At 66.2% G+C, this 15,025-nt stretch carries 16 protein-coding genes; 10 read left to right on the forward strand and 6 right to left on the reverse strand.

Translation table 11 applies throughout. From position 1 onward, the window contains the following. The first annotated feature begins 67 nt into the window (after positions 1–67). From GGD82_RS02380 to GGD82_RS02405, 6 genes are all read left to right on the forward strand, one after another. Entirely contained in the window at positions 68–955 is an 888-nt protein-coding gene (locus tag GGD82_RS02380; RefSeq protein ID WP_150060373.1) for a class I SAM-dependent methyltransferase, read from the forward strand. Between the two features lie 32 nt (positions 956–987). Next, entirely contained in the window at positions 988–2,535 is a 1,548-nt protein-coding gene (gene ubiB / locus GGD82_RS02385) for a 2-polyprenylphenol 6-hydroxylase (RefSeq protein ID WP_150060372.1), read from the forward strand. Between the two features lie 136 nt (positions 2,536–2,671). After that, entirely contained in the window at positions 2,672–3,898 is a 1,227-nt protein-coding gene (gene trpB / locus GGD82_RS02390; protein WP_150060371.1) for a tryptophan synthase subunit beta, read from the forward strand. Further along, positions 3,898–4,728: a tryptophan synthase subunit alpha gene (gene trpA, locus GGD82_RS02395; protein WP_150060370.1), complete on the forward strand. Its 831-nt coding sequence runs from the start codon at positions 3,898–3,900 to the stop codon at positions 4,726–4,728. Before trpB ends, trpA begins: the two co-directional genes overlap by 1 nt. Before the next feature lie 15 nt (positions 4,729–4,743). Then, positions 4,744–5,835 carry an acetyl-CoA carboxylase, carboxyltransferase subunit beta gene (accD, locus tag GGD82_RS02400; RefSeq protein ID WP_150060369.1) on the forward strand — a complete coding sequence of 364 codons (1,092 nt, stop codon included), beginning with the start codon at positions 4,744–4,746 and terminating at the stop codon, positions 5,833–5,835. A gap of 26 nt (positions 5,836–5,861) precedes the next feature. Beyond that, positions 5,862–7,163: a bifunctional folylpolyglutamate synthase/dihydrofolate synthase gene (locus tag GGD82_RS02405; protein WP_150060799.1), complete on the forward strand. Its 1,302-nt coding sequence runs from the start codon at positions 5,862–5,864 to the stop codon at positions 7,161–7,163. A gap of 35 nt (positions 7,164–7,198) precedes the next feature. Here the strand turns inward: GGD82_RS02405 and GGD82_RS02410 are convergent, their stop codons facing one another. The 6 genes from GGD82_RS02410 to GGD82_RS02435 form a co-directional block, all read right to left on the reverse strand. Next, positions 7,199–7,726: a prepilin peptidase gene (locus GGD82_RS02410; RefSeq protein ID WP_150060368.1), complete on the reverse strand. Its 528-nt coding sequence runs from the start codon at positions 7,724–7,726 to the stop codon at positions 7,199–7,201. Positions 7,727–7,854: 128 nt separating this feature from the next. Further along, positions 7,855–8,046: a Flp family type IVb pilin gene (locus tag GGD82_RS02415; RefSeq protein WP_246163655.1), complete on the reverse strand. Its 192-nt coding sequence runs from the start codon at positions 8,044–8,046 to the stop codon at positions 7,855–7,857. Positions 8,047–8,239: 193 nt separating this feature from the next. Beyond that, complete coding sequence (locus GGD82_RS02420) at positions 8,240–8,659, reverse strand: DUF6524 family protein (protein WP_150060366.1); 420 nt, start codon at positions 8,657–8,659, stop codon at positions 8,240–8,242. A 117-nt stretch (positions 8,660–8,776) separates the two neighbouring features. Further along, positions 8,777–9,772 carry a type 2 periplasmic-binding domain-containing protein gene (locus tag GGD82_RS02425; protein WP_170284084.1) on the reverse strand — a complete coding sequence of 332 codons (996 nt, stop codon included), beginning with the start codon at positions 9,770–9,772 and terminating at the stop codon, positions 8,777–8,779. Between the two features lie 300 nt (positions 9,773–10,072). After that, positions 10,073–11,902 carry a S49 family peptidase gene (locus tag GGD82_RS02430; RefSeq protein ID WP_150060364.1) on the reverse strand — a complete coding sequence of 610 codons (1,830 nt, stop codon included), beginning with the start codon at positions 11,900–11,902 and terminating at the stop codon, positions 10,073–10,075. Positions 11,903–11,942: 40 nt separating this feature from the next. Beyond that, a complete protein-coding gene (locus tag GGD82_RS02435; protein WP_150060363.1) occupies positions 11,943–12,515 on the reverse strand; it encodes a peroxidase-related enzyme in 573 nt (190 codons plus the stop codon). Positions 12,516–12,679: 164 nt separating this feature from the next. On the opposite strand from GGD82_RS02435, the gene GGD82_RS02440 reads away from it, so the two are divergent. Genes GGD82_RS02440 through GGD82_RS02455 form a run of 4 tightly spaced genes read left to right on the forward strand, consistent with a single transcriptional unit; the run spans position 12,680 to position 15,025 of the window. Continuing rightward, on the forward strand, positions 12,680–13,414 hold the full coding sequence (locus GGD82_RS02440) for a DUF1538 domain-containing protein (protein ID WP_150060362.1): 735 nt from the start codon (positions 12,680–12,682) through the stop codon (positions 13,412–13,414). A 44-nt stretch (positions 13,415–13,458) separates the two neighbouring features. After that, the gene (locus tag GGD82_RS02445) at positions 13,459–14,244 is read left to right on the forward strand and encodes a DUF1538 domain-containing protein (protein WP_150060361.1); all 786 of its coding nucleotides are present in this window, start codon (positions 13,459–13,461) and stop codon (positions 14,242–14,244) included. Continuing rightward, positions 14,241–14,591, forward strand: coding sequence for a P-II family nitrogen regulator (locus GGD82_RS02450; protein WP_150060360.1), 351 nt, complete (start codon positions 14,241–14,243; stop codon positions 14,589–14,591). The genes GGD82_RS02445 and GGD82_RS02450 overlap by 4 nt, the downstream gene beginning before the upstream one ends. Then, complete coding sequence (locus GGD82_RS02455; RefSeq protein ID WP_150060359.1) at positions 14,588–15,025, forward strand: CBS domain-containing protein; 438 nt, start codon at positions 14,588–14,590, stop codon at positions 15,023–15,025. Before GGD82_RS02450 ends, GGD82_RS02455 begins: the two co-directional genes overlap by 4 nt.

A 15,025-nucleotide genomic window follows, 5' to 3' on the forward strand; every position in this document is an offset into this window, starting at 1 on the left:
AAAAGGGTGCGAAGAGGCGGTGCAACATGTCTAGCACCACCCGACACATTCGGCTAAGGTGCCGCGCATGACACAGCACCGCTCCGCCTTTCCGGAGTCCGGCGCGTCCGCGACGGCGGCCGACCCGGACACCACACACTTCGGATACCGCACCGTTCGCGCCGCCGAGAAGGCGGGGATGGTGCGGGGCGTTTTTGATTCCGTGGCCTCGCGCTACGACCTGATGAACGATCTGATGAGCGGCGGCGTTCACCGCCTGTGGAAGGATTCGTTCGTGGCTCAGGTCGCGCCGCGCCCCGGCATGGTCTGTCTGGACGTCGGGGGCGGGACGGGCGACATCGCCTTTCGCCTGATGGACCAGATGACCAAGCGGGCCGAAGCGCGTGCCCGCCAGCGTGCCCGTATGAGCGGCGCGGATGCGGACGGCGACACGGCGCCCATCACCGTGCCATCCGCCGGCGGTGGCCGCGTGATGGTCTGCGACATCAACGCCAACATGATCTCCGTGGGGCGGGACCGCGCCCTCGACCGGGGCATGGTCGACGGCCTCGACTGGATGGTTGGGGACGCGGAAAAACTGCCGATCGAGGACGACAGCGTCGATGTCTACACCATCGCGTTTTGCCTGCGGAACGTCACCCGCATCGACGCGGCGCTGGCTGAGGCGCGCCGGGTTCTGAAGCCGGGCGGCCGCTTCTTCTGTCTGGAGTTCAGCAAGGTCGTCCTCCCAGGGTTCGATAAGCTGTACGACGCGTACTCGTTTTCTGTCCTGCCGACGTTGGGGCAGTTCGTCGCGGGCGACCGCGAGTCCTATGAGTATCTCGCCGAGAGCATCCGCCGGTTCCCGTCGCAGCGCGAACTGTGCCAGCGTATGAGTGCGGCCGGTTTGCAGCGCGCCCGGCACCGTAATCTTTCGGCCGGTATCGCCGCCGTCCATTCCGGCGTGCGTCTCTAACCGAACGCGCGCCCCGCATCCGGCCCGGTCTTATGGTTCGCCTCAGTCGTATTCTGCTCCGTCTGTGGGTCATCGCCCGCGTGCTGGCGCGTCACAACGCCCTGTTCCTGATGGAGCGGGTGGGAGTGGCCGCGCCCGTCGTGGCGGCCGCCCGCCTGTTCGTCAACCGCCACGCGCCGGGGCGCCCCGGCCAGCGTCTGGCCCGCGCGCTGGCGGAGCTCGGCCCCACAGCCATCAAGTTCGGCCAGGCGCTGTCGATCCGCTCCGACCTTCTTGGCGAGGATGTTGCGTCCGACCTGTCTGAGCTTCAGGACCAGTTGCCACCCTTCCCGTTCGCCGAGGCTCGGCGCATCGTCGAATCGGAGCTGGACCAGCCGCTCGAATCGCTGTTCACCGAGTTCAGCGAGACGCCGGTCGCGGCCGCGTCGATCGCCCAGGTGCATTTCGCGATCACGCCGCCGGACGCAGCACATCCCAAGGGCCGCAAGGTTGCGGTCAAGATTCTGCGCCCCGGGGTCGAGGCCGCGTTTCGCCGCGACATTGCCGTCCTGTACTGGCTGGCAGAAATCGCGGAAGCCGCTCAACCCTCTTTGCGACGCCTGAAGCCGGTCGAAACCATCCGCATGTTCGAAGACTCCGTTAACATGGAGATGGATTTGCGGTTCGAGGCGGCGGCCGCCGGCGAAATGGCGGAAAATTTTGCCGGCGATACGACCTTCCGGGTGCCGGAGGTCGATTGGGGCCGCACCAGCCAGCGCGTCATGACGTTGGAGCGGATCGTCGGCGTGCCCGTCGACGAAATCGACCGTCTTGTCGCCGCCGGTCTCGATCCGCTGGAGGTCATTCGCCGCGCCGCCAACGCGTTCTTCAATATGGTGTTCCGTGACGGCTTCTTTCACGCTGATATGCACCCGGGCAACCTGTTCGTGGAGCCGAACGGCACCCTGGTCGCGGTTGATTTCGGCATTATGGGCCGCATCGACGAGGCCACACGCCGCTATCTAGGGGAGATGCTGCTGGGCTTCCTGAACGGGGAGTACCGGCGCGTGGCGGAGGCCCACTTCGTCGCCGGCTGGGTTCCGGCCGATCAGTCGGTGGAGATGTTCACGCAGGCCTGCCGCTCAATCGCAGAACCCATCATGGGCAAACCGCTGGCCGAGATTTCCATCGCGCGACTCCTGGGGCAGCTCTTCCAGGTGACCGAGACCTTCCAGATGGAAGCGCAGCCGCAGCTTCTGATGCTGCAAAAGAGCATGCTGGTCACCGAAGGCGTCGGGCGCACCGTGGCCCCCACCGTGAACATGTGGGAGCTGGCGCGCCCGCTTATCGAGGATTGGATGGTGCGCAACCTGGGGCCGCTCGGCCGGCTGCGCGAACACTTCGAAACCGCGAGTCAGGCCGCAGAGCGCCTGCCCCGCATTCTGGAGCACGCCGACCGCGCAGCCTCCCTGATGGGCGCCGACGGCCTGCGCCTGCATCCCGACACGCTGAAGGCCATGCGGCCGCGCCGCAATCCGCTGCTTCAGGTCCTGCCCTGGGGTCTGGTCATCGTGCTGGCGACCCTGCTCTTCGTGAAATAGAGCCGTCCGACGGTGTGACCGTGCGCGTATACCGGGTTCGGAGCGTCGTCGAGCCGGCCCCGCATCTGAGAATTTACCCTAGGCCCGACCCGTGGCGGCGCGTTATAAGGCCGGGGCGAACGGACATGGGCGAGCAATGACCAAGGCACTCAATACGTATCGGAGTGGCGCCGACGAAAACGGCCACTTCGGCATCTATGGCGGCCGCTATGTGGCCGAAACCCTGATGCCCCTGATCCTGGCCGTGGACGAGGCCTATCAGGCGGCCAAGGCCGATCCGGCGTTCCAGACCGAACTAGACGGCTACCTGAAGCACTTCGTCGGTCGGCCGAGTCCGCTGTACTACGCGCGGCGCCTCACAGAGCACCTGGGTGGCGCGAAGATCTACTTCAAACGCGAGGATCTGAACCACACGGGCGCCCACAAGGTGAACTCGTGCATGGGCCAGATCCTGCTGGCGCAGCGCATGGGGAAGACCCGCATCATCGCGGAAACCGGCGCCGGCCAGCACGGCGTCGCCACCGCGACGGTCTGTGCGCGCTTCGGGCTCAAATGCGTCATCTACATGGGCCAGACGGACATCGAGCGGCAGGCGCCGAACGTCTTCCGCATGAAGCTGCTGGGCGCGGAAGTAAAGTCCGTGACCAGCGGCTCCGCGACGCTCAAGGACGCCATGAACGATGCCATGCGCGACTGGGTCGCCAACGTCGAGGACACGTACTACCTCATCGGTACCGTGGCCGGCCCCCACCCCTACCCATCCATGGTGCGCGATTTCCAGACCGTCATCGGCAACGAAACCCGCGAGCAGATCCTGGAGCTGGAGGGTCGCCTGCCCGACAGTTTGGTGGCCTGCATCGGCGGCGGCTCCAACGCGATGGGACTGTTCCACCCATTCCTGGACGACCCGGATGTGCGCATCGTCGGCGTGGAAGCCGCCGGCGACGGCATCCAGACCGGCCGCCATGCCGCCTCCATGACGGGCGGCCGCCCCGGCGTTCTGCATGGCAACCGGATGTACCTGCTGCAAACCGACGATGGGCAGGTGACCGAGGCGCATTCCATTTCCGCCGGGCTGGACTACCCGGGCGTCGGGCCCGAGCACAGCTGGCTGAAGGACACCGGCCGGGTGGAGTACGTGCCCATCACCGACGCCGAGGCGATCGCCGCGTTCCAGGAAACAACGCGCCTCGAAGGCATCATTCCCGCCCTCGAAAGCGCGCACGCTGTCGCCCAGGTGATCAAGCTGGCGCCGACCTTGCCCCGGGACCACGTCATGGTCGTGAACATGTCCGGCCGTGGCGACAAGGACGTGAACACCGTCGCCCGCGAGTTGGGCGTCGACATGGGGGGGCCGCTGTAATGGAAACCGCCACGGTGAATACGGTCGCTACCACGTCTCGCACGGGCCGGCTCCAGACGCGCTTCGCCGCGTTGAAGGCGGAGGGGCGCGCGGGACTGGTGACCTACATCATGGCGGGCGATCCCGACCGCGAGGCGAGCCAAGCGATCCTGAACGGTCTGCCCGCCGCCGGGGCCGACGTCATCGAACTGGGCATGCCGTTTTCCGACCCGATGGCCGATGGTCCGACGATCGAGGCGGCCGGGCACCGGGCGTTGGCGGCCGGCCAGACGCTCCAGGGCACCCTGAACATGCTGGCCCGCTTTCGCGAGACCGATACCGAAACGCCGGTGGTGCTAATGGGGTACTTCAATCCCATCCACAACCGGGGTGTTGAACGCTTCGCCGCCGATGCCGCCGCCGCTGGTGCCGATGGGCTGATCATCGTCGACATGCCGCCGGAAGAGGCGCCGGAGCTGACCGGTGCTCTCAACGCCCAGGGCCTGCACCTCATCATGCTGACCGCGCCGACGACCGACGCGGCCCGGCTGTCCGTGGTTCTGTCCCACGCGGGCGGCTTCGTCTACTACGTCTCCATCGCGGGCGTCACCGGCACACGCTCCGCCGACGAAGCCCAGGTGGCCGAGGCCGTTGCGCGGCTTCGCCAACAGACGGACCTTCCCATAGCTGTCGGCTTCGGCATCCGCACGCCGGAGCAGGCGGCCGGCATCGCCCGCGTCGCCGACGCTGCCGTCGTGGGATCTGCCCTGGTTGAGCGTATCGCCAAGGGCGAAGATGCCCTGGCCTACGTCTCCGCCCTTGCCGACGGTGTGCGCGGCGCCCGCGCCTGACAACGAGATGCCCTGATGAACTGGCTGTCCGACTACGTCCGCCCGAAGTTCCGCAACCTCGTGGGCAGTTCCCGCGAGGTTCCAGACAACCTGTGGCACAAGTGCTCCGAATGCGGGCACATGATCTTTCACAAGGAGCTGGACAAGGCGCGCCGGGTCTGCACCCAGTGCGGCCAGCACATGCGCCTGCCGGTCAAGCACCGCTTGGCGATGCTGTTCGATGACGGGGTCTATGAACGTGCCCCCACGCCCAAGGTGGCCGCCGATCCGCTGAAGTTCCGCGACGTCAAGCGCTATACCGACCGCCTGAAGGACGCACAGGCGCGCAACGGTGAATCCGACGCGCTGATCGTGGCCAGCGGTCCCATCGAGGGACGTACGGTGGTCGTGGCGGCATTCGACTTCGATTTCATGGGCGGCTCCATGGGCATGGCGGTCGGCGAGAGCTTCGTGGTGGCCGCCGAAAAGGCCGTGGAGCTGAACGCACCCCTGGTCGCGATCCCCTCCTCCGGCGGTGCCCGCATGCAGGAGGGCATTCTGTCCCTCATGCAGATGGCCCGGGTCACCGTGGCCGTGGACATGGTCAAGGACGCCGGCCTGCCCTACATCGTCATCCTCACCGACCCCACGACCGGCGGCGTGACCGCGTCGCTCGCCATGCTGGGGGATGTGGCGATGGCCGAGCCCGGCGCGATCATAGGCTTCGCGGGTGCCCGCGTGATCGAACAGACCATCCACGAGAAGCTGCCAAAGGGGTTCCAGCGGTCCGAGTATCTGCTGGAACACGGCATGGTCGACATGGTGGTGCCGCGTGACGCGTTGAAAGGCACGCTGGCCCGCGTCATTCGGCTGCTGACGGTTCCGGTCGGGCCGATCGCCCACCCGAACCTGCCCACCGTCGTTGCCAACGATCACGGCGAGGGGCACCGCGAGACCGAGCCCACCGGACCGGTCGACGACACCGACGATCCGCATCCGGATGTGGAGGTCCTCGCGTCGGCTTCGGAGGATGACAAGGCCGGGCGCCGCAAGGGAGACGCCGAGCGTCAGAGCAGCGAAACGGAGGCCGCGTCGACGGCGGCCGACCAGCCTCCGCCGAAAGGGTGACCGTGACACCGGTGCCGCCGGCCCGCATGGCGCCGGCTTCCGATCAGGTCCTCGCCCGCCTGATGACCCTGCACCCCAAGGTCATCGATCTTGTGCTGGATCGGGTCTGGCGGCTGCTGGCGCGCCTGGACCACCCGGAGCGGCGATTGCCGCCCGTCGTCCATGTGGCCGGCACCAATGGCAAGGGGTCGGTGCTGGCCCTGCTGCGGGCGATGCTGGAGGCCTCTGGGCTGCGCGTGCACGCCTACACCTCGCCGCATCTGGTCCGGTTCGCCGAGCGGGTTCGACTGGCCGGATCCCTGATCGAGGAGGATCGGCTGACGGCCCTGCTGAAGACCTGCGAGGCCGCGAACGGTGCCGATCCGATCACCTTCTTCGAAATCACCACCTGTGCCGCCTTCCTGGCCTTCGCGGAGGAGCCGGCGGATATTGTGCTGCTGGAAACCGGCCTTGGGGGGCGGCTGGACGCCACCAACGTCATTGACCGCCCTATCCTGACCGGCCTCACGCCGATCGCGTTGGATCATCAGAGTTATCTGGGCGACACCCTGGCGGCCATCGCGTTTGAAAAGGCGGGCATTCTTAAGGCTGGAGTGCCCTGTGTCAGCGCCGCCCAACAACCGGACGCCGCTCGGGTGATCGCGGCCCGGGCGGCCGAGTTTCAGGTTTCGCTGTTTTTGGGTGCGCGCGACTGGTCGTGGTCCCCGGCGTCCAACAAGGGCCTGCGGCTCGATGACGGCGCCCTATGGCCCGCTCCTGAGCGGTTGACCGGCGATCACCAGCGGGCCAACGCCGCCCTGGCGATCCGGATGGCTCAAAGCCTGCCGCCTGCTCTTCGGCCGGACGAGGACGCCATCCGCGCCGGACTAACACAGGCGACCTGGCCCGCGCGCCTGCAAGCCCTGCCCCGCGGGCCCCTGGTTAGGCGCCTGCCGGACGGTTGGGAAGTCTGGCTGGACGGGGGCCACAACCCCCACGCGGGCGACGCCCTTGCCGAAGTCCTGGCCCACTGGCCGCCCCGCCCGCTCCACCTGATCGTCGGCATGCTGGACACGAAGGATACCGTCGGGTTTCTGCGCCCGCTGGTGTCGCGGGCGCGCACGGTTCATGTCGTCCCCATCCCCGAGACGGCCGCGGCGCTGTCGACGGACACGCTGGCGGTGCGCGCCCGTGAGGCGGGCGCCGCGTCCGTCCGGGAGCATCCGAATGTCGGCGACGCCCTGGACGCCGTGGCGACAGGCGGAGACGGTCCCGGCCGGGTTCTGATCTGCGGGTCGCTGTACCTGGCGGGATCCGTGCTGGCCGAGAACGGCCCATCCCCGACCTAAACGGTCGGCGGTCCCGCACGAGCGACGAACGATCGTTACCCGACTCTGGCAAGCATCGGTGGCCCCATCGCGCCAAGGCACCACATACTCAGCGCACCAGCGGCAATGGCCACTCCGTACGGGATCGTCTTCGATCTTTCGTGATCTCCGGGGCAAAAGCGGTCGACAGCCCCCTGTTTCTGTTGCCTTTGCGGACTCATCCATCGCAGTGCCAAGTATAGAAGCGAGAGCAAACCGCCAATCAAGGCCACCGAAAGAAGAAACGCCGACACGTGGCCGGGGGTAATCCACAGACTTGTGGCCCCCAATAACTTCACATCGCCGCCGCCCAGCACGCCGACGACAAACAGAACGGCGCATACCACGAAGACGGCCACGGCGGGCCCCACGACGGCCGGAAGGCTCGCCCACGCCCATACACCCGAAAACGGCATGACGACGAACAAAGCAACGATGGCCAGCGACAAGCTGTTGCCAATTTCACGATAAAAAAGGTCTTGAACCGCCGCCGCAGCACAGATCAGAACGACGGCAAACTCGACCCACTGCGTCACGCCATCCATAGCGCTGCGTGCCGTCTTAGAGCATCAAAGGACAGCGGCCCGCGCCGTCATGCAGCAGCGAGTGGGCCTTTGCTTCATATTTTAGATGCGCGTGCGAACCGTCGGTCAGGACCAGCCGCCTCCTTAAATCAGCCGCCGCAAGCCGCACCGCCGAGCTGTCCGCCAATGGAGTTGAACGGATCGCTGATGCCGGTTCCGAGAGTGGTAACGGCCGCGATAATGACCACGGCGATCAGCGCCGCGATCAGCGCATACTCGATGGCGGTGGCCCCCCGCCGTTCGGAGGCCAAGCGGGTCGCAAGGTGTCGAAGCGTTTGCACGGGGTGTTCCTCTGGTTCTGATGCGCCACCCGCTGTGTAGGCGCACATCAACGCAGCCGCGGCCTGCCGCAGCGCTCTTCGTCCGGCCCTGCGTCCTGGACGGGGGGAGCGGTCGTTCCGCCTCGCCCAACCCGGGCCGCTCGGCCCCTCGCGAGCCCTCCCAGGGTTCCCGCTCGCGTCATCGGTCCTCCCATCAGATATCCGGCTCGTCCACGTCCACCTGACCGGTCATGCGCCGCCAGATGTGCGACCAGGACATGCCGATGGCCATGATGGTGGCGACGATGAACAGGCCGAGCCAGACCAGAATATCGCCATCCAGAACCGCCCCGGTGTATTCCACAAAGACCCAGATCAGGACCGCGAACAGGATCAGTAAAAGGATGATGCCGAACTTACCGATCGACCGCAGAGTCGCCATCACGAACAGCACGTACCCGATGAGAAGCACGACCGCCAACAACACCTTCAGCGGCAGATCCTGCTGAAATCCGGTGCTCCCGACCCAGCTGACCAGGGAATAGTCCGTCGGGTTGAACGTCGCAAGCACAAGAACGGCGGCCGCAATCCAGCGGATTACAATACCGATAAAACTGAAACTTCTTCTCGCCATTCCCCCTCTCCCTTTGGAAGACCTAAAAGCCGGGGCTTGGACACCCGTTCTGGAATGGAACGCACGCCACAGCCGCCGGGCCGGGTCCGATCGCGTCCTCGTCGGCCGCGATGTTACCTATTCCGCGATACTGTCGCGGGCCTTGTCGACCGCATCCAACGCCTTTTCCATCCCCTGTTCGGAGACCTGCACCAGATCGTCCAGCATGGACTGGAACCAGCCGGCCGACGGCTGCAGGTTGGTAAGGGGCGTTTCGCGAACAATCTTGATCAGTTCCTCCTGATCCAGCCGGGCGTCGGTCCCTTCAGGCAGTTCCGAAGGCTGTCCGGTGATGTAGGCCAGCGGCGTGCAGGCGGTTACGATTTTCTCGACCCCGCGCCAGTTCAGCAGGCCGGCGCTCGTCACCTTGACCTCCAGCGGCACATACGCACGCTCGTCGTCGGCGAAGCGCTGGCGCAGAATATTTCGGTCCACGACCGGAATAAACGCCATCTTGGCATCGTTCAGGCGCTCGAACCGCGAATTGGACGGGTCCGGGAACTGCACGAAGAACGCCACGTCGGCCTGACTGCTGATGACGGAGTCAATGGCCGCATCCGTGCTGTCGAGATAGCTGACCCGGCTGGCTTCACCGAGGCGGTCGTCGAAGGACTGCAGCAGCTTGAAGGTTTGCGCCGAACCGCTGCCCTCCGGGCCGAGGGCGAACCGGAGACGTCGCGCATAGCCGGCCACGCTGCCCCAGTTTTCCAGGCGGTCGGCATTGGCCTCGGACGTGACCGCATACAGGCACTCGTTGGCGACGTCGTTGCGGATGATGGCGATCTTCTGCGCCACCACGGGATTCTGGGCGGACATGTAAGCCAGAACATCGGTCTGGGTCATGCCAATGGCCGTGGGATTGGCCAGCACCTGCTCGATGTTCTCCCCGCTCCCGGCGCTGGTCTGGAGTTCGTAATCAAAGAACTCTTTCTTCAGAACGTCGAGAAGGAGGGGGCCGAACGAACCATAATAGCTGCCGTTTTCACCGCCGGTATAGATCGGGTTGGCGGCCGTGGCTGGTCCTGCCACAAGCGCGGCCGCGACGGCCGCACCAGCACACCAGGTTTTGGTCATGATCGTCATACTTCCCCCGTTCAAATGAGGCGTCGAATGCCCGGGCGTCCACCCCGCACGGCCTGGACAATCGATGGCGACGACGGAAGCGGCGCTCACAACGGCCTCGGTGTCCAGCCAGCGCCATGCGATATGGCCGGTCGGCCCCGATCAAGACCCCAATCGACGAAGCACCAGGAAGATGGGGGCGCGACCCGGCTCGGGATCCGCCCCGCGCCCCAGCTCTCGTTGCGACGCCACGCTACCGTCCGGCGCCAAGGGAGGTCCAGGCGCCATGCGGTAGACCGGACCCCGATCGCCTCACGGACGCCCGTCGGTTTCCGGGCCACCATAGCGCAGCGCGGCCGCGCCGGTGCCCATGCCGGCGGTCACTCGGGCCAGCGGCTCCAGCACCGGCTCCAGCAGAACGGCCACCCGAGCCAGGGCGCGCAGGTCGGACTCCGGCACGCCTGCAAGGCTTTGCGCCAAGCCAGGCAGCGCACTGGGGTTCTTGAGAACCCGGAGGAGGCGGTTCAGCGGATCATCCGGCTCAGGATACGGCGCCACAACCACCGGCTCGTCGGCCGGAATAGCCGCGGCCTCGCGTGCCACACGGAGGGCTGCCCGGAGACCGCCCAGTTGATCGACGAGGCCGGCTTCCAAAGCATCCACGCCAGTGAACACGCGCCCCCGGGCCGCTTGATCGAGGCGGTCCCCGTCAAGGTTTCGGGCCGCCCCAACCCGGCGGGTAAAGTCCGCATAGATCGCATCCAGGCGCTGGTCCAAGGCCTGTCGCGCGGCAATGGAAAACGGCTCGTTGAGGCTCCACATGCCTGCGTTCCGGCCTTCGGCCAGGCGCGCCCAGGTGACCCCCATGTTCTCCCAAAGACCCCGCAGCACCGGCTTGCCGGCCGCCACACCGATGGAGCCGGTCAGGGTGCCCGGTGAGGCGAGGATCTGGTCTCCCTCCAAGGCAATAAAGTAGCCGCCGGACGCGACAGTGTTGCCCATGGATATGATGACCGGGGTTCCCCGCTCCCGCGCGAGTGCTACGGCGCGCCGTGCAGTGTCGGAGGCCACATAGTCGCCCCCCGGGCTGTCCAGCCGCAGCACGATAGCGGCCACTCGCTCGTCTTTCACCGCGGAGTCAATGGCATCGACGAGATCGTCGGCTCGCAGCAGACGCGGCCCTCCGAAGGGCGACACCTCGTCCGACGCCCCCGGCACCACCATGCCCACGCCGTGAACCAGGGCGATCCGGCGCGACGTCTCGGACCGGGCGTCATCGCGTCGGTCCATATAGTCGGCGATTGTCAGCCGCGATTGCTCGCCCAGGCTCTCCCGGACTGCGGCGCGGAACTGGTCCCGGTATCCCGCCCGGTCCACCAGACCCGCCTGGACCGCGTCGCTGACCAGAAGCGGTGCAGAATCGATCTGTGCGTCCAGGGCTTCCAGAGTCAGGCCGCGTGCCGCCGAGATATCGGCCTTCATCTGGTCGAACCAAGACGCCACGAAGCGCCCCAGATTCTCCTGCTGTGGGGCGGGCATGGAGGCCTCGGAGAGGCTGGCCAGGGCACCTTTGTACTCCTGGCGCGTCGAGGCCTCGAACGCGATGCCAATCTCCGCCAGGGCATCGGCGAGGAACGGGCTTTCAAGGGCCACGCCGGTCAGACCAACTTCGCCCGAGGGTTGCATCCAGATCTCGCCGAACGCCGACGCCAGATAATACGCAAGGGTCCCGCTCTGGCCGGCCGCCGGCATGGTGTCGGCATAAATATACGTGGGCTTGCCATTGGCCCGGAAGGCATGCACCGCGTCCCGAACCTCCTGCGCCTGCGCCAGTCCCATTTCAGGGGCCTGGACTCGGGCGACGAGGCCGAGGACCCGGTCGTCATTCGCAGCGAGATCCAGCCCATCCAAAAGGGTGCGTAGCGGCAACGTGTCGGAATCGGCGCCGCCGAACCAACCGCCCCGTTCGCCCTCAAGCAGGGGACGGTCGAGATCCACCGTCAGAACGAAGGAGCCGGGCAGAGGCTCCTTACGCGGCATCACCTGCGGCACAAGGAACCAGGCCGCCACGGCCAGCACCACGACCAGGGTCCCAACGATGGCCAGCAGACCGACAATTACCTTGCCAAAGAAACGTAGCATGCGGACGAAGCTCCCTACGGGCCGGCGTGATGGCGCCGGGTCAACGGTTCATGGCGTGGTAGTCGGCGTTCGGGATCATATCAAGCCCGTGCGCAATCCTATTGGTATAATTGAAGAAGGCCGCAACATCGAAGACGTCGAACACCTCATCCTCCGACAATCCGGCCTCCCGCAGCCGCTGCCGCTCCGCTTCACCGACGTCATGCGGCGCGACCGTCAGGGGCCACGCGACGTCAAGCATGGCCCGCTGACGCGGGGTAAGTTCGGCGACACGGTAGTTCAGGGCCATCATCTCGCCAAGCTGCGGATCATCGGACAGCGCGCGCACCGCCTGCCCATGCGCCACAAGGCAGTAATAGCAGTGGTTCGCGTTGCTGACGACGACGGCAATCATTTCGCGTTCGAGTTTGCTTAACCCGGACGGACCAAGCATGAGGGTGTTGTACATGCTGATGAACGCCCGCAGCTTCGCCGGGTTACCCGTGTAGGCGCGCAGGACGTTCGGCACCAAACCCAGCTTCTCCGCGCAGGTTTGGAAATACGCTTCAAGCTCCGCATCGCCGACGGTCCGGTCCGGAAGATCAAGACGGGTGATGTGATCGGGCTGAGGCATTGAGACTCTCCTCGCAAGCAAGGACCCAACGACCCGAGACGGGCACCGGGCGGGATGCGAAGCCCGCGCCGCGTGATCGCCGAAGCGCCGCGCCGACGCATAACACCCGCATTGACACACCCTTGCCGAGCCCGCAAGGTCCCTCTTGACGCTTCGGGGGTGCCATGCCGAAACCGCTCTGGTCGTTTCTCACCCTTCTCGTCGGTGCGCTCCGCGATCTGACGCCCATCATTCTGGTCATCGTGTTCTTTCAGGTGGTGGTCCTTCGGCAGCCGTTTCCCGATCCCCTGCCGATCATCGCCGGACTGGGCTTGGTCCTGCTGGGCCTCGCGTTGTTCATTCAGGGGCTGGAGCTCGGCCTGTTTCCCCTGGGCGAGTCCATGGCCCATGCGTTTGCCAGTAAGGGAAGCCTGTTCTGGCTGCTCACGTTCGCCTTTTTTCTGGGATTCGGAACAACCGTGGCCGAGCCCGCGCTCATCGCCGTGGCCGGGGAGGCCGCGCACGCCGTGGCAGAGGCCGGGCTGATCGCCCCGGACGTGGACAGCCGCGCCACCTACGCCCTGGGGCTGCGTTACACCGTCGCGGTGGCGGTCGGCCTCGCCATCCTGGTCGGGGTGTTCCGGATCATCAAGGGCTGGCCCGTGCCCGTGTTCATCCTTGGGGGCTACATGGTCGTGGTGGCCCTTACTTTCATCGCGCCGCCGGAGATCGTTGGGATCGCCTATGACTCTGGCGGTGTCACGACCTCCACCATCACGGTACCGCTGGTCACCGCCCTTGGCGTTGGGCTCGCGGCCATGCTGCGCGGCCGCAACCCGCTGATCGACGGCTTCGGCCTCATTGCCTTCGCCAGTCTGACCCCTATGGTGTTCGTCATGCTGTACGGCATGCTGTACTGATCCGCCCGCCAAACGGGTCCGCCTGCCACTGGGAGGCCATCGCCGTGGCCACACTGATCGAACTGACCGACACCCTTTGGACCACCGTGCTGGACGTGGCGCCCATCCTGCTTGTTTTGGTGCTGTTCCAGGTGCTCGTCCTGCGCCAGCGTGTCCCTCATCTCCGCCGCATGGTGCTTGGCTTTGTGTATGTCGTCCTGGGCCTGGATCTCTTCCTCGTGGGCTTGGAAATGGCGCTGTTTCCCTTGGGCGACATCATGGCGCGCCAGTTGACCGATCCGGCGTTCCTGCGACCGGACGGGCTGGCGGTGCTGGGCTGGCGCGACTACCTGTGGGTCTACGCCTTCGCCGCCGCCATCGGCTTCTCAACCACCATCGCCGAGCCCGCCCTGATCGCCGTCAGTCTCAAGGTCAGCGAAGTTTCCGGCGGGTCGGTGAGGTCCTGGGGGTTGCGGCTCGCGGTTGCGGCGGGCGTGGCCATCGGGGTCTCCCTGGGCGCCCTGCGCATCGTCACGGGGTGGTCCTTGCCCCTTCTGATCGTCATCGGCTATGTGGTCGTCATCCTGCAAACCGTGTTCGCCCCGCGCCAGATCATCCCCCTGGCTTACGATTCAGGAGGCGTGACCACCTCCACCGTGACGGTGCCGCTGGTCACGGCCCTTGGGCTCGGCCTCGCCTCCAGCATCCCGGGCCGCAGCCCCCTGATCGACGGCTTCGGACTGATCGCCCTGGCCAGCCTGTTTCCAATGATTACCGTCATGGGCTACGCCCAGGTGGGGGACATGGTCGCCCGCCGCGCGGCCCGCCGCAAAGCGCGCGAGGAGTCATGAAGTTCAAGCTCATCATTGCCAGCGTGCCGGACAGCAAGACCGATTCCATCGTCGATGCCGCCCGGGACGAAGGGGCCACCGGCTGCACCGTGCTCACGAACGCGCGCGGCCAGGGCCTGCACAAGACCAAGACGTTCCTGGGCCTCGACCTGACCGGGGCCCGCGACGTGGTCCTGATCATCGTGGAGCAGCACCTCGCGCGCCGCATCCTGGAGCGGATCGGCGAGGTCGGGCAGTTGGACGCCAGCCCCGGCGCCGGGGTCGCGATCCAGATCGACGTCGAGGACGCGATCGGCCTGAGCCGCCAGATGGTGACCATCCAGACCGAAATCGAGGACCAGATATGAGCGCCAAACCGCCGTTCCGGCCGGTCCGCGACGTCATGTCGACCACGCCCTATCTGATCGACGGCATGGCAACGGTGGCGGATGCCGTCGTCATGATGCGCGAGAAGCACGTTAGTTCCCTGGTCGTCGACAAACGCCACGACACCGATGAATATGGCATGATCGTCATCCAGGACCTCGCCGACAAGGTCGTGGCCCTGGACCGCGCGCCCGAGCGTCTTAATGTCTATGAGGTGATGAGCAAACCCCTGATCCCCGTGCAGGCCGACATGGACGTCAAATACGCCATCCGCCTGCTCGGCCGCTTCCGCCTGTCGCGGGCCATCGTCCTGGATCAAGGGCGCTTGGTCGGCATCGCGACCCTGCGCGATCTTGTGCTGGCTCACCTAACCGGGCGGAACGACATCATCCCCGCCCCTTCGGAGACCACCTAA

Origin of the sequence: Roseospira marina (assembly GCF_014197855.1) — a bacterium.
Taxonomy (GTDB): domain Bacteria; phylum Pseudomonadota; class Alphaproteobacteria; order Rhodospirillales; family Rhodospirillaceae; genus Rhodospira; species Rhodospira marina.

Bases quoted from the DNA above. Each gene is read 5' to 3' on its own strand.
- GGD82_RS02380 (WP_150060373.1), top strand. From the start codon at position 68: ATGACACAGCACCGCTCCGCCTTTCCGGAGTCCGGCGCGTCCGCGACG.
- ubiB (WP_150060372.1), top strand. From the start codon at position 988: ATGGTTCGCCTCAGTCGTATTCTGCTCCGTCTGTGGGTCATCGCCCGC.
- trpB (WP_150060371.1), top strand. From the start codon at position 2,672: ATGACCAAGGCACTCAATACGTATCGGAGTGGCGCCGACGAAAACGGC.
- trpA (WP_150060370.1), top strand. From the start codon at position 3,898: ATGGAAACCGCCACGGTGAATACGGTCGCTACCACGTCTCGCACGGGC.
- accD (WP_150060369.1), top strand. From the start codon at position 4,744: ATGAACTGGCTGTCCGACTACGTCCGCCCGAAGTTCCGCAACCTCGTG.
- GGD82_RS02405 (WP_150060799.1), top strand. From the start codon at position 5,862: ATGGCGCCGGCTTCCGATCAGGTCCTCGCCCGCCTGATGACCCTGCAC.
- GGD82_RS02410 (WP_150060368.1), bottom strand. From the start codon at position 7,726: ATGGATGGCGTGACGCAGTGGGTCGAGTTTGCCGTCGTTCTGATCTGT.
- GGD82_RS02420 (WP_150060366.1), bottom strand. From the start codon at position 8,659: ATGGCGAGAAGAAGTTTCAGTTTTATCGGTATTGTAATCCGCTGGATT.
- GGD82_RS02425 (WP_170284084.1), bottom strand. From the start codon at position 9,772: ATGACCAAAACCTGGTGTGCTGGTGCGGCCGTCGCGGCCGCGCTTGTG.
- GGD82_RS02430 (WP_150060364.1), bottom strand. From the start codon at position 11,902: ATGCTACGTTTCTTTGGCAAGGTAATTGTCGGTCTGCTGGCCATCGTT.
- GGD82_RS02435 (WP_150060363.1), bottom strand. From the start codon at position 12,515: ATGCCTCAGCCCGATCACATCACCCGTCTTGATCTTCCGGACCGGACC.
- GGD82_RS02440 (WP_150060362.1), top strand. From the start codon at position 12,680: ATGCCGAAACCGCTCTGGTCGTTTCTCACCCTTCTCGTCGGTGCGCTC.
- GGD82_RS02450 (WP_150060360.1), top strand. From the start codon at position 14,241: ATGAAGTTCAAGCTCATCATTGCCAGCGTGCCGGACAGCAAGACCGAT.
- GGD82_RS02455 (WP_150060359.1), top strand. From the start codon at position 14,588: ATGAGCGCCAAACCGCCGTTCCGGCCGGTCCGCGACGTCATGTCGACC.